Origin of the sequence: Arthrobacter zhaoxinii (assembly GCF_025244925.1) — a bacterium.
GTDB lineage: Bacteria > Actinomycetota > Actinomycetes > Actinomycetales > Micrococcaceae > Arthrobacter_B > Arthrobacter_B zhaoxinii.
Genome location: NZ_CP104275.1, coordinates 903,948 through 919,681 on the forward strand (window position 1 = coordinate 903,948; position 15,734 = coordinate 919,681).

Annotated in this window: 14 protein-coding genes and 1 tRNA gene; 10 read left to right on the forward strand and 5 right to left on the reverse strand. The window is 65.7% G+C overall.

Annotation, left to right across the window (positions count from 1 at the left end; translation table 11 throughout):
- Nucleotides 1–109: 109 nt before the first annotated feature.
- From eno to N2K95_RS04300, 7 genes are all read left to right on the forward strand, one after another.
- Nucleotides 110–1,396, forward strand: coding sequence for a phosphopyruvate hydratase (eno, locus tag N2K95_RS04270; RefSeq protein ID WP_260653070.1), 1,287 nt, complete (start codon nucleotides 110–112; stop codon nucleotides 1,394–1,396).
- Between the two features lie 602 nt (nucleotides 1,397–1,998).
- Nucleotides 1,999–2,415 (forward strand): FtsB family cell division protein, encoded by a 417-nt coding sequence (locus tag N2K95_RS04275; protein ID WP_260653071.1) that lies wholly within the window; start codon nucleotides 1,999–2,001, stop codon nucleotides 2,413–2,415.
- Between the two features lie 64 nt (nucleotides 2,416–2,479).
- Nucleotides 2,480–3,145 (forward strand): DUF501 domain-containing protein, encoded by a 666-nt coding sequence (locus N2K95_RS04280; RefSeq protein WP_260653072.1) that lies wholly within the window; start codon nucleotides 2,480–2,482, stop codon nucleotides 3,143–3,145.
- 29 nt (nucleotides 3,146–3,174) lie between these two features.
- Nucleotides 3,175–4,119 carry a Ppx/GppA phosphatase family protein gene (locus N2K95_RS04285; protein ID WP_260653719.1) on the forward strand — a complete coding sequence of 315 codons (945 nt, stop codon included), beginning with the start codon at nucleotides 3,175–3,177 and terminating at the stop codon, nucleotides 4,117–4,119.
- On the forward strand, nucleotides 4,116–5,525 hold the full coding sequence (locus tag N2K95_RS04290; protein WP_407080115.1) for a S8 family serine peptidase: 1,410 nt from the start codon (nucleotides 4,116–4,118) through the stop codon (nucleotides 5,523–5,525). The genes N2K95_RS04285 and N2K95_RS04290 overlap by 4 nt, the downstream gene beginning before the upstream one ends.
- A gap of 70 nt (nucleotides 5,526–5,595) precedes the next feature.
- Nucleotides 5,596–6,981 (forward strand): NAD(P)/FAD-dependent oxidoreductase, encoded by a 1,386-nt coding sequence (locus N2K95_RS04295; protein WP_260653073.1) that lies wholly within the window; start codon nucleotides 5,596–5,598, stop codon nucleotides 6,979–6,981.
- Nucleotides 6,982–7,093: 112 nt separating this feature from the next.
- Nucleotides 7,094–7,167, forward strand: a tRNA-Leu gene (locus N2K95_RS04300).
- Nucleotides 7,168–7,204: 37 nt separating this feature from the next.
- Here the strand turns inward: N2K95_RS04300 and N2K95_RS04305 are convergent.
- Nucleotides 7,205–7,762, reverse strand: coding sequence for a hypothetical protein (locus N2K95_RS04305; protein WP_260653074.1), 558 nt, complete (start codon nucleotides 7,760–7,762; stop codon nucleotides 7,205–7,207).
- 211 nt (nucleotides 7,763–7,973) lie between these two features.
- Between N2K95_RS04305 and N2K95_RS04310 the strand changes: the two genes are divergently transcribed.
- On the forward strand, nucleotides 7,974–9,368 hold the full coding sequence (locus N2K95_RS04310) for an ABC transporter substrate-binding protein (RefSeq protein ID WP_260653075.1): 1,395 nt from the start codon (nucleotides 7,974–7,976) through the stop codon (nucleotides 9,366–9,368).
- 141 nt (nucleotides 9,369–9,509) lie between these two features.
- On the opposite strand, the gene N2K95_RS04315 is transcribed toward N2K95_RS04310, so the two are convergent.
- From N2K95_RS04315 to N2K95_RS04330, 4 genes are all read right to left on the reverse strand, one after another.
- Nucleotides 9,510–10,256, reverse strand: a complete 747-nt coding sequence (locus N2K95_RS04315; protein ID WP_255793218.1) for an ABC transporter ATP-binding protein — start codon at nucleotides 10,254–10,256, stop codon at nucleotides 9,510–9,512.
- Nucleotides 10,253–11,200 (reverse strand): ABC transporter ATP-binding protein, encoded by a 948-nt coding sequence (locus N2K95_RS04320; RefSeq protein WP_260653721.1) that lies wholly within the window; start codon nucleotides 11,198–11,200, stop codon nucleotides 10,253–10,255. Before N2K95_RS04320 ends, N2K95_RS04315 begins: the two co-directional genes overlap by 4 nt.
- A gap of 119 nt (nucleotides 11,201–11,319) precedes the next feature.
- The gene (locus tag N2K95_RS04325; RefSeq protein ID WP_260653076.1) at nucleotides 11,320–12,300 is read right to left on the reverse strand and encodes a branched-chain amino acid ABC transporter permease; all 981 of its coding nucleotides are present in this window, start codon (nucleotides 12,298–12,300) and stop codon (nucleotides 11,320–11,322) included.
- Nucleotides 12,301–12,314: 14 nt separating this feature from the next.
- Nucleotides 12,315–13,616: a branched-chain amino acid ABC transporter permease gene (locus N2K95_RS04330; protein ID WP_255793541.1), complete on the reverse strand. Its 1,302-nt coding sequence runs from the start codon at nucleotides 13,614–13,616 to the stop codon at nucleotides 12,315–12,317.
- Between the two features lie 345 nt (nucleotides 13,617–13,961).
- Here N2K95_RS04330 and N2K95_RS04335 point away from each other — a divergent pair, with 345 nt between their 5' ends.
- Together N2K95_RS04335 and N2K95_RS04340 are read left to right on the forward strand one after the other, a co-directional pair.
- On the forward strand, nucleotides 13,962–14,804 hold the full coding sequence (locus N2K95_RS04335) for a Bax inhibitor-1/YccA family protein (protein ID WP_260653077.1): 843 nt from the start codon (nucleotides 13,962–13,964) through the stop codon (nucleotides 14,802–14,804).
- Between the two features lie 206 nt (nucleotides 14,805–15,010).
- Nucleotides 15,011–15,727 (forward strand): GAF and ANTAR domain-containing protein, encoded by a 717-nt coding sequence (locus N2K95_RS04340; protein WP_260653078.1) that lies wholly within the window; start codon nucleotides 15,011–15,013, stop codon nucleotides 15,725–15,727.
- Nucleotides 15,728–15,734: the final 7 nt, after the last annotated feature.

The following is a 15,734-nucleotide window of genomic DNA, read 5'->3' on the forward strand; positions in this document are numbered from 1 at the left end:
CTTACTCGGAGCCGCGATTCTATTAGGCTAAGAAGCAGACACTGTGACCTGCTGTCCAAGCAGGGGTGCGGTTTTCTCCCCATTCGTTCCAATGAACAGGAGCAATTCAATGGCCATCATCGATGCCATCCATGCCCGCGAGATCCTCGATTCCCGCGGCAACCCCACCGTCGAGGTGGAGGTGCTGCTCGACGACGACACGTTCGGCCGCGCAGCTGTTCCCTCCGGCGCCTCCACGGGCGCCTTCGAAGCGAACGAACGCCGTGACGGCGAGAAGAACCGTTACCAGGGCAAGGGCGTGCTGCAGGCCGTCGAAGCCGTGATCGAACAGATCCAGCCGGCCCTGCTCGGATACGACGCCGCCGACCAGCGTGCCATCGACCAGGCCATGATTGACCTGGACGGCACCGAGAACAAGTCCGGCCTGGGCGCCAACGCCATCCTCGGTGTTTCCCTCGCCGTCGCCCGTGCAGCCGCGGAATCCGCTGCACTGCCGCTGTACCGCTACCTCGGCGGCCCCAACGCGCACATCCTGCCCGTGCCGCTGATGAACATCCTGAACGGCGGCTCGCACGCCGATTCCGACGTCGACATCCAGGAATTCATGATTGTTCCCCTGGGTGCACAGACCTATTCCGAGGGCCTGCGCTGGGGCGTTGAGGTCTACCACAACCTCAAGTCCGTGCTGAAGGAAAAGAACCTCTCCACCGGCCTGGGCGACGAAGGCGGCTTCGCGCCGAACCTGCCCTCCAACCGTGCAGCACTGGACCTGATCATCGAAGCCATCGAACGGGCCGGCTACGTTCCGGGCAACGACATCGCCCTGGCCCTGGACGTGGCAGCCTCCGAGTTCTTCAAGGACGGCTCGTACGTCTTCGAAGGGCAGAACCGGACCGCAGCCGAAATGTCCGCGTACTACGAGGAACTGGTCCGCGACTACCCGCTCGTCTCCATCGAGGATCCGCTGGACGAAGAGGACTGGGACGGCTGGAAGACCCTGACCGCGTCCGTCGGCGACAAGGTGCAGATTGTGGGCGATGACCTCTTCGTCACCAACCCCACCCGCCTGGAAACCGGCATCAAGAACAACGCCGCGAACTCGCTGCTGGTGAAGGTCAACCAGATCGGCACCCTGACCGAAACCCTGGACGCCATCACGATGGCCCAGCGTGCCGGCTACACCACCATCACATCCCACCGTTCGGGCGAAACCGAAGACACCACGATCGCCGATATCTGCGTTGCCACCAACGCAGGGCAGATCAAGACCGGTGCCCCGGCCCGTTCCGAGCGCGTAGCCAAGTACAACCAGTTGCTGCGCATCGAAGAGGAACTGGACGACGCCGCCCGCTACGCCGGGCGCAGCGCCTTCCCGCGCTTCAACAACGCCAACTAGCCGGACCGCCGCAGCACCTGCAGGCCCCATTTGGGACCTGTAGGCGTTGCGGAACAGGATCCCAACACCACGGGTGGGTAACCTCATAGGAGGGGACCCGCCCGCGGTCGTTCCCGGCCGTTTTCAGCATCGCCTTCAGCACCATATTGAGCACAGTTACAGACAGGACCCGCATGCCGACCCGACGCCCCAAGGTTCCCAGGCCAGCGGCCCCCGCGAACGCTGACGGCGCGAATGCAAGCGGAGGAAAACCTGCATCGAAGCCGGCCGCCGGGAAACCGGCAGTAACGAAGCCTTCCGCCGCAGCGAAACCTCCTGCGGCTCGGCAGGCAGCGGCGGCACCGCGGGCAGCAGCCCCGAAAACCGCAGCCTCGAAAACCGCAGCCCCGAAAACGGCAGCACCGAAAACAGCTGCACCGAAAGCCGCCGCTACGAAGGCGACAGCGCCGAGAACCGCAGCTACGAAGGCAACAGCGCCGGCACCCCAGCCGCGTTCGCGGAAGCTGTCCGCGTCGGATGCCCGGGCAGCGGTGCGTTCCCAGCTGTCCGGAGGGATCCGGCGCAAATCCGATCCGGCACCGGAACAAAAGGTTCCCGCAGCGGTGCCTGAGGTCGAAACCCCGGATGAGCTGCGCCCGGTACCGGCCAAGGCGTTCTCCGGACGACTGCTGGTGCTGGCCATGGTGATGGTTGCCATCACCGTTCTGCTCGCCCCGTCGGTGCGGACGTACCTGCAGCAGCGCTCGGACATTGCGGTGGCCAAGGCGGAAATAGCGGAGGCCGAAGCAACGCAGGCGGAACTGGAAGTCCAGCTGGGCCGCTGGGAGGACCCGGCGTACATCAAGCAGCAGGCACGGGACCGGATTTTCCTCGTGATGCCGGGGGAGAAGCGGTACCTGGTCAAGGGCGAAAACGGTGTGGAAGAAGCCGAGCAGCTGGCCGCCGAAGAGGAGCCCGAAGACCTGCGGTGGGTTGATTCGCTCTGGGACTCGGTCAAGAAATCCGCCACGGCACAGTAATCTGGAGGCTGATAGAAGAAGCAGCCCGGGGCCCTCGCCGGCCCCCACGGAAGGAACCTCCTGCATGACCCAGGACCAGCTCGCCCCCACCCAGGAAGACCTGGAAACCCTGAGCCGGCAGCTTGGCCGCCCGGTGCGTGACGTTGTCGAAATCGGTGCCCGGTGCGTCTGCGGCAACCCCTTGGTAGCTACCACCGCCCCCCGGCTCAGCAACGGCATCCCCTTCCCCACCACGTACTACCTGACGCACCCGGTCATCACGGCCGCCGTTTCCCGGCTCGAAGCCGCCGGGATGATGACGGACATGTCCCGGCGGCTGGACGAGGATCCGGAACTGGCGCAGCGGTACCGCAGCGCCCACGAGCACTACCTCAAGGTCCGCGACGAGATCGGGGAACGCACCGGCACCGGTCCCGTCCCGGAAATTGACGGCGTCTCCGCCGGCGGCATGCCCACCCGGGTGAAATGCCTGCACGTGCTGGTCGGCCACTCCCTGGCCGCCGGACCCGGGGTCAACCCGCTGGGCGACGAAGCGCTGGCGGCGATTGAGCAATGGTGGACAACGGACCGCTGTTACTGCGAAGGTGCTTGGGACACCGCTGCTCCCGCTCCGGCCCGCGACCTGAGCCGCCACACCAAGACGCAGGGCCTCAGCCCGGAAGAACTCGAGAGCAAGAAGGCTGCCCGCCGGCAGGCAACGGATGCCGCAACCAGTGAAGGGGAACTGTGACAGGCCAGGAAGACAGCCGTACCGAGGGCATGCGCGTTGCCGCCATTGACTGCGGCACCAACTCCATCCGGCTGCTTATTGCGGACATCACCCGGGACAGCGAGGGAACAGCGCAGCTGACCGACGTCGTACGCCTGATGCGCGTGAACCGGCTGGGGCAGGGAGTGGACGCCACCGGACGGCTGGCACCCGAGGCCCTGGAACGGACCTTCGCCGCGGCGGACGAATACGCCGCGCTGATCCGCGAACACGGAGCGTCGCGGATCCGGTTCGTGGCCACCTCCGCCAGCCGCGACGCGGAAAACCGGCAGGAGTTCGTGGATGGAATCCGCGACCGGCTTGGCGTTGAACCCGAAGTCATCAGCGGGGATGAGGAAGCGGCGCTTTCCTTCGCCGGCGCGGCAAGCGTGTTCGCCGGCGGAAACGGCGCCAAGACCCTCGTAGTGGATCTGGGCGGCGGCAGCACCGAGTTCGTCCTCGGTGACGGTTCGGGCGTCCTGGCGGCCAAGAGCACCAACATGGGCTGTGTACGCTTCACCGAACGGTACCTCCGCTCCGACCCGCCCACCGAGGCGGAAATAGCGGCGGCCCGGGCGGAGATCCTGGACATGATTGCCTCCGCACTGGTCACGGTGCCGCTGGCGGAAACCGACCGGCTGGTGGGGGTGGCCGGGACCATCACGACCGTCACCGCCGCCGCCCTGGACCTGGCGGAATACTCTCCCGACGCCATCCACGGGACCGAGTTGAGCCGCGGGCAGATTGACGCCACGGCGGATGCCCTGCTGGGCCGGGACCGTGCCGCCCGGGCATCGCTGCCGTACATGCACCCAGGCCGGGTGGATGTTATCGGTGCCGGTGCGCTGATCTGGCGGACCATCGTGGACCGCGTCGACGAGCTGACGGACGGCCGCGTGGCCACGGCGTTCGCCAGCGAACACGACATCCTTGACGGCATCGCCCTGAGCGCGTGAGGTCCCCCGGGACCGCCCCCGGCCGCCGCCGGGGAAGCGCGGCACGCCTACGGACCGCCGCCGCAGCCCTCTGCGCAGCCGTGGGGCTGACGCTCCTGGCACCTGTTCCTGCGCACGCCGACGAATGGCGGGACAAGCAGTACTGGCTGGCGGACTACGGTGTCACCGAGGCCTGGAAAACCACCAAGGGCGCGGGGGTGAAGGTTGCCGTCATTGATACCGGTGTCGACGTAAGCCATCCCGACCTCGCCGGCGCCGTCACCGGCGGTTTCGACGCATCCGGAGCCGGCGATCCGCAGGGTGCCAGGGGGCTGGGCGATTCCCCCGGGCACGGCACCCTGGTGGCCACGCTGCTGGCCGGCCGGGGGCATGAGAAGCCCGCGGAAGACAAGGATGCCGAGGGCGGGGATAAAAAGGACGGCAAAGACGAGGGCAAGCCGGCCGACCGCCCCGACGGCATTATCGGCGTGGCCCCGGAAGCCGAGATCCTCGCCGTCTCCACCTGGATCGGCGGAACCAACCCCGGCGGCGTGCCGATCGACATGCAGATCCCCACAGCCGTCCGCTGGGCAGTGGATAACGGTGCCCGGGTCATCAACATGTCCCTGGGCAGTACCTCCACCGCCTGGCCGGAAAGCTGGGACGACGCGTTCCTTTACGCCGAGCAGAACGACGTGGTGGTTGTCGCAGCCGCCGGCAACCGCGGTGTCGGCATGATCCAGGTGGGAGCACCCGCCACCATTCCCGGGGTCCTCACCGTGGCCGGCCTGAACCGGCAGGGCGAGGCCAGCCTGGACTCGTCCTCCGAAGGCATCAGCATCGGTGTTGCCGCCCCCGCCGAAGACCTGATCGGCGGGATGCCCGGGAACACATCCCGGTATGCGAAATGGGAAGGCACCTCCGGGGCGGCGCCGCTGGTGTCCGGTGTTGCTGCACTGATCCGTGCGGCACATCCGGAAATGCGTGCTGCGGACGTCATCAACCGGATCGTCAGTACCGCGCGGGATGCCGGCGTTCCGGGTACGGACACCATCTATGGATACGGGATCCTGGACGCCAATGCGGCGGTGAATGCCGATGTTCCTTCCGTCACCAGCAACCCGCTGGGAACCATTGCCGAGTGGATCCGGGTGCACCGGCGGGTGGCGGACACCTCGCCGGGCGCCGCCGACATTCCCGCCCCCACGGTCCCGGACCTGCCGGAACCCGAAGTCCCGGTGGCACAGGAGCCGGCACCCCTGAACGACGGCCTCTCCGCCGCCGTCGTGCTGGGTTTCGGGGCTCTTCTCGTGGGGGTGCTGGTGTCCGGCACGGTCCATGTAGGCCGTCTGCGGCGCCGCGGTGCGGCAGTATCCGAAACCCAAAACACTGAAGCGGGGACCCTCGACGAGGCCGGGGTCCGGTAGTAAAAAAAGCTCTCGTGCCGTTTGTCAAATGCTTCGTGAAGACTTTCACAAACTCGGGTACGATTGGGGCATGGCATCGAACAAGCAGTTTTCTGATCGTCCCCGCGTTCTGGTGGTCGGCGGTGGTTACGTCGGTCTGTACGTGGCCAAAGACCTCCAGAAGAAGGTAAAGGAGCAGGGCGGAATTGTTACGGTAGTGGACCCGCTGCCGTACATGACCTACCAGCCTTTCCTCCCCGAGGTCGCCGCAGGCACCATTGAAGCCCGCGACGCCGTTGTATCCCACCGCATGCACCTGAAGAACACCGAGCTGATCACCGGCAGGGTTACTTCCATCAACCACGCCGCCCGCACGGCCACCATCGAGCCGGGTGACGGCAGCGAGCCGTTCGAGCTGCCCTACCAAGACGTCGTCCTGGCCGCCGGCTCGATCACCCGCACCTTCCCGATTCCGGGCCTCGCCGAGGCCGGCATTGGCATGAAGAGCATTGAAGAAGCAATGGCCACCCGCAACCACGTGCTCGAACGCATTGAAACCGCGTCGCTTATGCCCGTGGGACCGGAGCGCGAACGCGCCCTGACATTCGTCGTCGTCGGCGGCGGCTTTGCCGGCATCGAAACCCTGACCGAACTTGAAGACATGGCCCGCGACGCGGTCCGGATCAATGACCGGCTCCGCCGCGAAGACCTGCGCTTCGTCCTGGTCGAGGCCATGGGCCGGGTTATGCCCGAGGTCAAGCCCGACCAGGCCGAGTGGGTTGTTGCCAGCATGCGTGAGCGCGGCATCGAGGTTCTGCTGAACACCTCGCTGGCATCCGCCGAAGGCGGCGTCCTGAAGCTGATCAACATGGCGGACAAGTCCCCGGCCGGCGAGTTCGGTGCAGACACCCTGATCTGGACCGCCGGTGTGCAGGCGAACCCGATGGTCCGCGCCACCGACTTCCCGATCGACGAGCGCGGCCGCGTCCGTGCCAACGCCGAACTGCGCATCACCGGTGATGACGGTCCCCTCGACGGCGCCTGGGCTGCCGGCGACGTTTCCGCCGTCCCGGACCTCTCCGGCGGCGGAGTGGGCGGCTTCTGCGTTCCGAACGCACAGCATGCCGTCCGCCAGGCAAAGCTGCTGGCCAAGAACATCATGGCGGCCCGCTACGGCGTCGGCACTGTGGAAGAGTACAACCACAAGAGCCTTGGCGCTGTTGCCGGCCTGGGCCAGTACAAGGGTGTTGCCAACATCATGGGCTTCGGCCTGAAGGGCTTCCCGGCCTGGCTGGCACACCGCGGCTACCACGGCCTGGCCATGCCGATGTTCGAGCGTAAGTTCCGCGTCATCGCGGGCTGGCTCCTGAACGTGAGCTACGGCCGCGACCTGACCTCGCTGCGCAACCTGGAAGACCCGCGCCGCGGCTTCGAGGAAGCAGCAACGCCGGCTAAGAAGCCGGCCGTCAAGGCCTAGTCTTCGGTCAACTCCGGTACACGACGACGGCGGTCCTCCACAGGGAGGGCCGCCGTCGCTGTGTTTCCCGCCCTCCCGGCGTTTCCAGTAGGCTTGGGAAGGCGTCAGCCGCGCCCCAGTAGCCCAATTGGCAGAGGCAACCGACTTAAAATCGGTGTGTTGTCGGTTCGAGTCCGACCTGGGGTACTTCAGTCCCTTACAGGCTCCTGAGGCGCCTTGGACTTCAGCCGCGCGCGGACCGGTTGCGGTGCCGCCGCAGCAGCCCTCCGGCCAGCAGGCCCAGAATGACGACGGCCGCGATCCCGGGAAGAACCAGGTCCGCACCCGTGCGTTCCTCGTCTATGGCCTCCGTGGAGGACGGCGAGGGGGTAGATGTGCGGCTGGGGGACGGCGCGGTGGACGGGGAGCTCACTCCGGTGCTGCCCGAGACGCCGGCGCTGCCGGTGGTCGGTGCAGGCGTGGGATCCACCGGTGCGGGCGTCGTTTCCACAGGTCCGGGCGTTGATTCCGCCGGCGCAGCGGGGACCGGAGCCGGCACCGGGACGGCGGGAACCGCCTCGGAGTAGTTGCCGGTGGAAGGATCGTAGGTGCTTTCGCCCGGGTTGTAGGCCGGTGCGGGCACGGACGGGTTGTAGGTGCCTTCGACGCAGATCTCCACCCCGTCCACGACAGCGGGAAGGGTGCCGGGCGCGCACTCCAGCGCCAACGCGGGAGCCGCGGGACCGAAGAGGAAAAGGGCCGCGATCGGAAGTGCGGCAGTGGACAGGCGTAAAACGTGCATTGTTTCCCCCAAGAGAACGGTTCTACGGCCATCGTATAGGCCTTATCCGCAGTTTCCGGCAAGGGCACCAAAGCAGAAATGTGACGAGTGTTACAAGGCTGTAACCGAAGCCTCTTATATTCGTCACAATGTTCAACTAGCTTTTCTACTAATCAGGAACACCTGGTAATTGCGTCAAAGGCACCCGCCTTTCGATCGGGAGATAACTTTTATGACTGCACTACGCACTGCCGGCGGACTGGGTCAGGGCACGGGATACGCCCGCACCGCCAAAATCGCTGCCCTTGGACTCGGTCTTGCCTTGTTTGCCAGCGGCTGCAGCGGCGGCGGGGAATCATCCGCGGAAGATACTGCGGGGGCGACAGAGGCCGAGACTGCCGCAGCGGCGGGACTGACCTGCCCCGAAAGCCAAGGGGGAACGGGGGAAGACCCGGGTGCCAAGGGTGATCCTGCGGCAGTGCCTGCCTCCACGGGCACCACGGACGTACCGCTCAAGCTCGGTACGCTTCTGCCCACCACCGGTTCGCTTGCCTACCTCGGCCCGCCGGAAATCGCCGGCACCAACCTGGCAGTTAATGAAATCAACGAGTCCGGCGGCGTCCTCGGCAAGGACGTCGAAATTGTCCACCGCGACTCCGGCGACACCACCACGGATATCGCCACGCAGTCGGTAAACGACATGCTGAGCCAGGGCGTCAGTGCCATTGTCGGTGCGGCATCCTCGGGCGTCTCCAAAACGGTGATCGGCAACATCACTGGTGCAGGCGTCATCCAGTTCTCCCCGGCCAACACCTCACCGGACTTCACCACGTGGGACGACAACGGACTGTTCTGGCGGACCGCTCCCTCGGATGTCCTGCAGGGCCGTATCCTGGGCAACTACATCATGTCCTGTGGGGCGCAGACCGTTGGCATGATCGTGCTCAACGACGCCTATGGCACGGGGCTGGAGAGCAACGTGAAGACCTCGGTTGAAGACGCCGGCGGCCAGGTGGTGGTGTCGGAGATGTTCAATGAGGGCGACTCCCAGTTCAGCAGCCAGGTGGACTCGGTTGTGGCCGCGAAGCCCGACGCCATCGTGGTGATCAGCTTTGACCAAGCCAAGAGCATCGTACCGCTGCTGACGGCCAAGGGCGTTGACTCCAGCCAGTTGTTCTTTGTGGACGGCAATACGTCGGACTACAGCAAGGATCTGGATGCCGGAACCCTTGAAGGGGCGCAGGGAACCATTCCCGGAACCTTCGCATCGGAAAACTTCAAGGAATCCCTGCTTGAAGTCGATCCGGCGCTGAAGGACTGGTCCTACGCTGGTGAAAGCTACGACGCCGTCACCCTTTTGGCGCTCGCCGCCGAGGCAGCGGGCAGCACCGATGGCAAGGCCATGGCTGCCCAGCTGGAGAGCGTGTCCGCCGAGGGCGAGAAGTGCTACGACTTTGCCGGCTGTGTGACCATCCTGCGCGGCGGCGGAGACATCGATTACGACGGCTACTCCGGACCGATCACGTTTGATGAGAACGGCGACCCCACGGAAGCCTTCATCGGCATCTACCAGTACGACGCTGACAACGTGCCGCAGCCGAGCCGCTCCGAAGCGGGCCAGCTGTAGCTGAAGCAGAACAGCAAGGAAGAAGCCCCCGCCGGTTCCGGCGGGGGCTTCTTCCTTGCTGCTGGCTGGCCTCTGATGGGGCTTCCTGGAGGAGCGGAGTGTGTTCCGCGGCTCCTGGGCCCTTCCTGAGGCCGGGAGGGGCTAGGCCGTCTCGGCCAAGGTGCCCAGGTAGAGCTGGATGACCTTCGGATCCTTCATGAGTTCGCGCCCGGTACCGGTGTAGGCGTCCCGGCCCTGGTCCAGCACATACGCCCGGTCACAGATCTGCAGGCAGCGGCGGGCATTCTGTTCCACCATGATCACGGAGACGCCTGCCCGGTTGATCTCATGCACCCGCAGGAACGCCTCGTCCTGCTTGACGGGGGAGAGCCCGGCGGAGGGTTCGTCGAGCAGAAGCACGGCGGGGTCCATCATCAGCGCACGGCCCATGGCGACCATCTGGCGTTCGCCGCCGGACAGGGAACCCGCCCTCTGGGCCCGGCGCTTGGCCAGTTCTGGGAACACCCCGGCCACAAAATCGAAGCGTTCCTTAAAGGTCCTGGGCGCCTGGTACACGCCCATCTGCAGGTTCTCCTCGATGGTCAGGGAAGGGAAGACGTTGTTGTTCTGCGGCACGAACCCCACACCCCGGCTGACGAGCTTGTTGGCCTTGAGCCCGGTAAGGTCCTGGCCGCGGACCACAACGGTCCCGGAATGCACCTTGACCAGGCCGAACATCGCCTTGAGCAGGGTGGATTTGCCGGCACCGTTGGGTCCGATGATGCCGATCAGCTCACCGCGGCGTGCCTCGATGCTGCACCCGTTGAGAATGTTGACCCCGGGAATGTAGCCCGCCACGAGATCGGTTACCTTGACGACGGAGTCGCCTTCGAATGCATCGGCAGTCATGCCTGGTCCTTCCGTTCGTCGATCCGCCCGCCGACCACGCCGTCAGGTTCCATACCCACCGATGACTCGGCGTCCTGCTCCAACTCGGCCTCCAGCTTTTCGAAGCCTGCCGAATCGCCGAGGTCCACATCGTGGTGCGCCCCAAGATAGGCGTCGATCACGGCCTGGTCCTTCATGACCTCGCTCGGCGGGCCTTCTGCCACCACCTTGCCTTCGGCCATAACGACCACCCAGTCGGCGATGTGGCGGACCATGTGCATGTCGTGCTCCACGAACAGGACGGTCATGCCCTCGGCCTTGAGGTTCTTGATGTGGTCAAGCAGCGACTGGGTCAGCGCCGGGTTCACGCCTGCCATGGGCTCATCCAGCATCACCAGTTTGGGGCGGACCATCAGGGCCCGGGCCATCTCCAGCAGCTTGCGCTGGCCGCCGGAGAGGGACGCTGCATAGTCGCCCCGCTTGGTGTCCAGCTTGAACTTGGCCAGCAGGACGTCGGCCTGTTCGGTAATCTCCTTTTCCCGCTGGCGCCACAGCGGAGGCAGGAGCGCCCGCCGAAGGGATTCCCCCGGCTGGGCGGTGGCACCCAGGCGCATGTTCTCCAAAACGGTCAGCTTGCCCATGACCTTGGTCAGCTGGAATGTGCGGACCATGCCAAGGCGTGCCACCTTGTAGGCGGAGACCCCGGCCAGGTCTTTGCCCTCGAACTGCCAGCTGCCGGACTGGGGTGTGTCGAAGCCGGTCAGCAGGTTGAAAAGAGTCGTTTTCCCGGCACCGTTGGGGCCGATCAATGCGGTGATCTTATTCCGCGGAATCTCCACGTGCTCCACATCCACGGCGTTGATGCCGCCGTAGGTCCGGGTGACGTTCCTGGCCACCAGGATGGGATCCCGTTTGGCGCAGCCCGGACCGGTCTCGCCCGCAGCAATGGGGCGGGCGTCGTCCATGTAGTCGTTGTCCGCGGCCGCCGGAGGAACGGGACCGTCGAGGGGTGCTTCCGTTTCCGGACCGGCTGCGTGCGCCCCTGAGGCGCGCGCGGCCGCCAGGGGCTCGTCTGCTTGGTGGCTCATGCGAACGACAGCTCCTTCTTGTTGCCCAGGATGCCCTGGGGCCGGAAGATCATCAGCAGCATCAGGGCTACGCCGACAAGGATGTAGCGGATCTGGCCTGCCTGGGAAGTGGTGATGAACGTGATGTACCCGGATTCAATGGCGCCGTAAAGAAGGCCTTGAGTGACGGAGAGGATGGCCCAGAAAATCATGGAGCCGAGCACCGGCCCGAGCACAGTGGACATGCCGCCCAGCAGCAGGGCTGTGTAGAGGTAGAAGGTCAGCTCGGTCCCGTAGTTTGCCGGCTGCACGGCGTCCCGGGGGAGGGTGAAGATGATTCCGGCCAGCGAGCTCAGGACGCCGCCGATGACCAGCGCCTGCATTTTGTAGGCGTAGACGTTCTTGCCCAGTGCACGTACGGCATTCTCGTCCTCCCGGATGCCCTTGAGCACGCGGCCCCAGGGACTGCGGATCAGCATCCACACCAGGAGGCAGGCAAGGGCCACCAGGAGCCAGGCCACCAGACGGATCCAGAGGTCCCGCTCGTTCATGGAGACGGGCCCGAGGCTGTAGGAGCCCGCCGGTAGCGGGTTGAGGGCGTAGAAGCTGCCGGTAAAGGCGGCGAGGCCGTTGGCGGATCCGGTCACCGGTGTCATGGAGTTGGTGGTGACGATGTACCGGATGATCTCGGCGGCGGCAATGGTAACGATGGCAAGGTAGTCCGCCCGGAGGCGAAGCGTGGGTATGCCCAGGATGACGGCAAACACCGCGGATGCCAGCAGAGCGATCACCAGTGCCAGCGGCAGCGGGGCATTGAAGGAGAGGATCGGTATGGCGAAGCCGTAGGCACCGACGGCCATGAATCCGGCCTGGCCGAAGTTCAGCAGGCCGGTGTAGCCGAAGTGCACGGCCAGCCCGAGGGCAGCCAGTGCGTACGCGGCCGTGGTGGGGCTGATGATCTCAGTGAAGGCACCGAGAAGAATGTTGGAGAAATCCATGTGTACCTAAGCCCCTAACCTATGCGCTCGCGGCGGCCGAGGAGTCCCTGCGGCCGGACCAGCAGGACAAGAATCATGATGACCAGGGCGCCCACGTATTTCAGGTCCGCTTCCAGCCAGAGTGTGGAGATTTCCACGAAGAGGCCTACCAGGACGGACCCGACCAGTGCGCCGAAGACCGTGCCGAGACCGCCGAGGGTCACTCCGGCGAAGATCAGCAGCAGGATCTGCTGGCCCATATTGAAGGAAACACCCGGTCGGTAGTACGCCCAGAGGATGCCTCCCATGGCGGCAAGGGCTCCGCCGATGACCCAGACGAGCCGGATGACCCGGTCCACGTCAATGCCCGACGCCGCGGCCAGGGCGGGGTTGTCCGCCACTGCCCGGGTGGCCTTGCCGATCCTGGTGCGCAGCAGCAGGAGCGCGACCACCAGGATGACGGCCAGGCTGACGATCAGGGACACCAGGGTATTCCGGGGAATGGACACGGGTCCGAGTTCCAATATCGGACTCTGGGAGCCCGGCAGCTGCTGTGTCCCGCCGCCGAAGAAGAACAGCACGGTGTAGCGCACTGCCACGGCCAGGCCGATGCTGACGATCATCATGGGCACCAGGCCCGTGCCGCGGCGTCTCAACGGTTTCCAGATCCCGGCGTCCTGCACGTAGCCGAAGGCCCCGCCGGCCAGGACCGCCAACGGGAGGGCTGCCCAGAGCGGCATGCCCATGGCGGCGAAGGCGAAGGCAAGGACGGCACCCAGGGTTACCATTTCCCCGTGCGCGAAGTTGGTCAGGCCGGTGGTGCCGAAGATCAGCGACAGGCCGACGGCGCTCAGGGCGAGCAGGAGGCCGAAGCTCAGGCCCGCCACCGCCCGCTCCAGCAGCAGGGAACCGAAGCTCTCCTCCTGCAGCACAATTCCTTCACCGAGCAGGAACAGCGTGGTGATGTTGGTGGTGTTGGCGAAGGTGACGGTGCGGGGGTTCTGCTGGCCTTCCGCCAGGGCGACACCCTCCGGAAGGGTGGATTCGTCCAGCTCCACTTCATACGCGCCCTGCTGCGGGACGCCGATGGACCAGGATCCGTTTGCCCCGGTCACCGCCTCGGCCTCGTACCCGTTGCCGGTGGCGGTGATGGTGACGCCCTCCAGGGGCGCGCCCGCGTTCTTCAAGACGCCGCTGATCCGGTCGCGGTATTCGGCCGCGTCTGTCGGGCCGGGGCTGGCAGAGGACGCCGGGGCGTCGGGTGTGGCTGTTGTGGCCAAAGCGGCAGGAGCTGCGAGCAGCATGGCAGCAAACAACGCTGCCATGGCCGCCAGCATCCCCAGATACCGGGTCAGCGCCGATGTTCTTACCAAGTTCTGAAACCTCCACGCAGGGCTGCGGAACCGAAGAAGCGGCGCGCAGGCGGGTAGATGTGACACACGTCACCGATTGGGGAACATGCTACCCACTGAATGTTTCAGGCAGTGACGTTTCTCCTCCTGCGCATGTCGCGATCGGATAACAACTGTGCTGCCCTTGGCGCAAGGGAGGCAGGCCCGGGAGGACTCCGGTATGCCGAACCGTTATCCGCAGGTGCGGATTCGCGGGAATCCGCCGTCCTCCGTCTTCGTTGTACTTGGTAGGCTGGGCTGAAACAGCCCCCCAGATGGAGGACAGATTCAATGGCACGTGGCGGAAATCCGGTTTTTAACGGAAAGAACTTCAAAGCCCAGACCCGCGGCGGCACCGCCACGGGTTCACTGGCAACTGACAACAGCTACATGACCCCGCAGCAGCTGCAGGATCTTTACACGGCCCCGTCCGCCAAGCCGTCGGACATGGGCCGCATGACGTATGACGACGTCATCATGAAGACGGTTTTCTGCTTGGCGATGATCCTGGTGGGCGCTGCAATCCCCACTTTCGTGCTGCCGTCGATGGGCAGCGGACTAATGATCCTGGGCGCCCTGGGCGGTTTTGTCCTGGGCCTCGTCAACTCGTTCAAGCGTGAACCCGTTCCCGGGCTGATCCTTGCGTACGCCTTCCTTGAAGGCATGTTCCTCGGCGGCCTCACCGCTGTCCTGGACGGGATGTACCCCGGCGTCGGCCTGCAGGCCGTACTGGGCACGCTGGCAGTCTTCGCCGTCACCCTCGTGCTGTTCCGCAGCGGCAAGGTGCGTGCCACGCCCAAGGCTGTGCGGTTCTTCATGATCGCGATCATCGGTTACGCCGTCTTCTCCCTGATCAACGTCGGCCTGATGATCTTCGGCGGAGTACAGGATCCGTGGGGTCTGCGCGGCAGCGTCGAGATCTTCGGTATCCCGCTGGGCGTCTTCATCGGCATCCTGGCCATCGGCCTGGCAGCGTTCTCGCTCATCATGGATTTCACGTCCATTGAGCAGGGCGTCAAGGCAGGCGCCCCGGAGCGTTACTCCTGGACTGCGGCGTTCGGCCTGACGGTGACGCTGGTGTGGCTGTACGTGGAGATCATCCGTCTCCTGTCGATCCTCCGCGGCAACGACTAATCCGCCGCGGCAGCAACTCAAGCGGTAATACATCCGGAAGGACCGCAGGCGAGTCGCCTGCGGTCCTTCCGCTGTTTAACGGCTCCGGGTGCCCGGTTCGGCCCGGGACTCTGGGCACGGTCCGTCCGCGGACGTAGCATGGCGGCGCAGGGTGGTCCCCGCTGCGGCGGAGCCTCCGCATACCCCGGCAGGAAAAGGAGTTGTCCATGGCCGAACCGCAGCCGCAGTCGGTGGTCGAAGAACTCGTCGCCGTCCTGCTGGCCGGTTCGGACACTGAGGCGTTCCTGACGGAAGCGGCAGGTGTTGCCGCCCGCAGGATGGGCCTCTCCCCGCCGGACGGGTGCTCGATTGCCGTTGAACGCAGCCGCCGGCCCCGGCTTGCCGTCCGGACCGAGGGTCTGGCGGGGATGGCTGCAGATGATGAGTACGGGCCCGGCAGCCCGGGCGGCACGGTGCTGGGCGGCGGACCCGACGTCGTGGTGTCGGACCTGGCTGCAGCACACCGCTGGATTACCCTGTCAGGCGCGGAACATCACGGCGTCCGGGCGGTCGCCGTCGTCGCCCTGCCGCTGCAGGGGGACCGCGGGGTCCTCAGCTGCTATTCGGCCTCCGCATATGCGTTCGGACCGGAGGAAATGGCCGGAGTGCACGCCGTTGCAGCTGAGACAGCCAAGGCCCTCCGGCTGGCACTGCTGCTCGATGCCCAGGCCAACCGGGCGGCGAACCTCCAGGCGGCCTTGGAATCACGGACCGTGGTGGACCTGGCCGCGGGCATCATCATGGGACAGAACGGCTGCGGCCAGCAGGCCGCGATAGACATCCTCCGCAGCGTCTCGAACAGCCGCAACATCAAAATCCGCAACGTCGCAGCCGGAGTGGTGGCTGCGGTGAGCGACCGGGTGAGCACCCATTTCGATGAGTGAGCAGCGG

Bases quoted from the DNA above. Each gene is read 5' to 3' on its own strand.
- N2K95_RS04340 (WP_260653078.1), top strand. From the start codon at position 15,011: ATGGCCGAACCGCAGCCGCAGTCGGTGGTCGAAGAACTCGTCGCCGTC.
- N2K95_RS04305 (WP_260653074.1), bottom strand. From the start codon at position 7,762: ATGCACGTTTTACGCCTGTCCACTGCCGCACTTCCGATCGCGGCCCTT.
- N2K95_RS04310 (WP_260653075.1), top strand. From the start codon at position 7,974: ATGACTGCACTACGCACTGCCGGCGGACTGGGTCAGGGCACGGGATAC.
- N2K95_RS04330 (WP_255793541.1), bottom strand. From the start codon at position 13,616: ATGCTGGCGGCCATGGCAGCGTTGTTTGCTGCCATGCTGCTCGCAGCT.
- N2K95_RS04280 (WP_260653072.1), top strand. From the start codon at position 2,480: ATGACCCAGGACCAGCTCGCCCCCACCCAGGAAGACCTGGAAACCCTG.
- N2K95_RS04325 (WP_260653076.1), bottom strand. From the start codon at position 12,300: ATGGATTTCTCCAACATTCTTCTCGGTGCCTTCACTGAGATCATCAGC.
- N2K95_RS04315 (WP_255793218.1), bottom strand. From the start codon at position 10,256: ATGACTGCCGATGCATTCGAAGGCGACTCCGTCGTCAAGGTAACCGAT.
- N2K95_RS04285 (WP_260653719.1), top strand. From the start codon at position 3,175: ATGCGCGTTGCCGCCATTGACTGCGGCACCAACTCCATCCGGCTGCTT.
- N2K95_RS04320 (WP_260653721.1), bottom strand. From the start codon at position 11,200: ATGGACGACGCCCGCCCCATTGCTGCGGGCGAGACCGGTCCGGGCTGC.
- N2K95_RS04295 (WP_260653073.1), top strand. From the start codon at position 5,596: ATGGCATCGAACAAGCAGTTTTCTGATCGTCCCCGCGTTCTGGTGGTC.
- eno (WP_260653070.1), top strand. From the start codon at position 110: ATGGCCATCATCGATGCCATCCATGCCCGCGAGATCCTCGATTCCCGC.
- N2K95_RS04335 (WP_260653077.1), top strand. From the start codon at position 13,962: ATGGCACGTGGCGGAAATCCGGTTTTTAACGGAAAGAACTTCAAAGCC.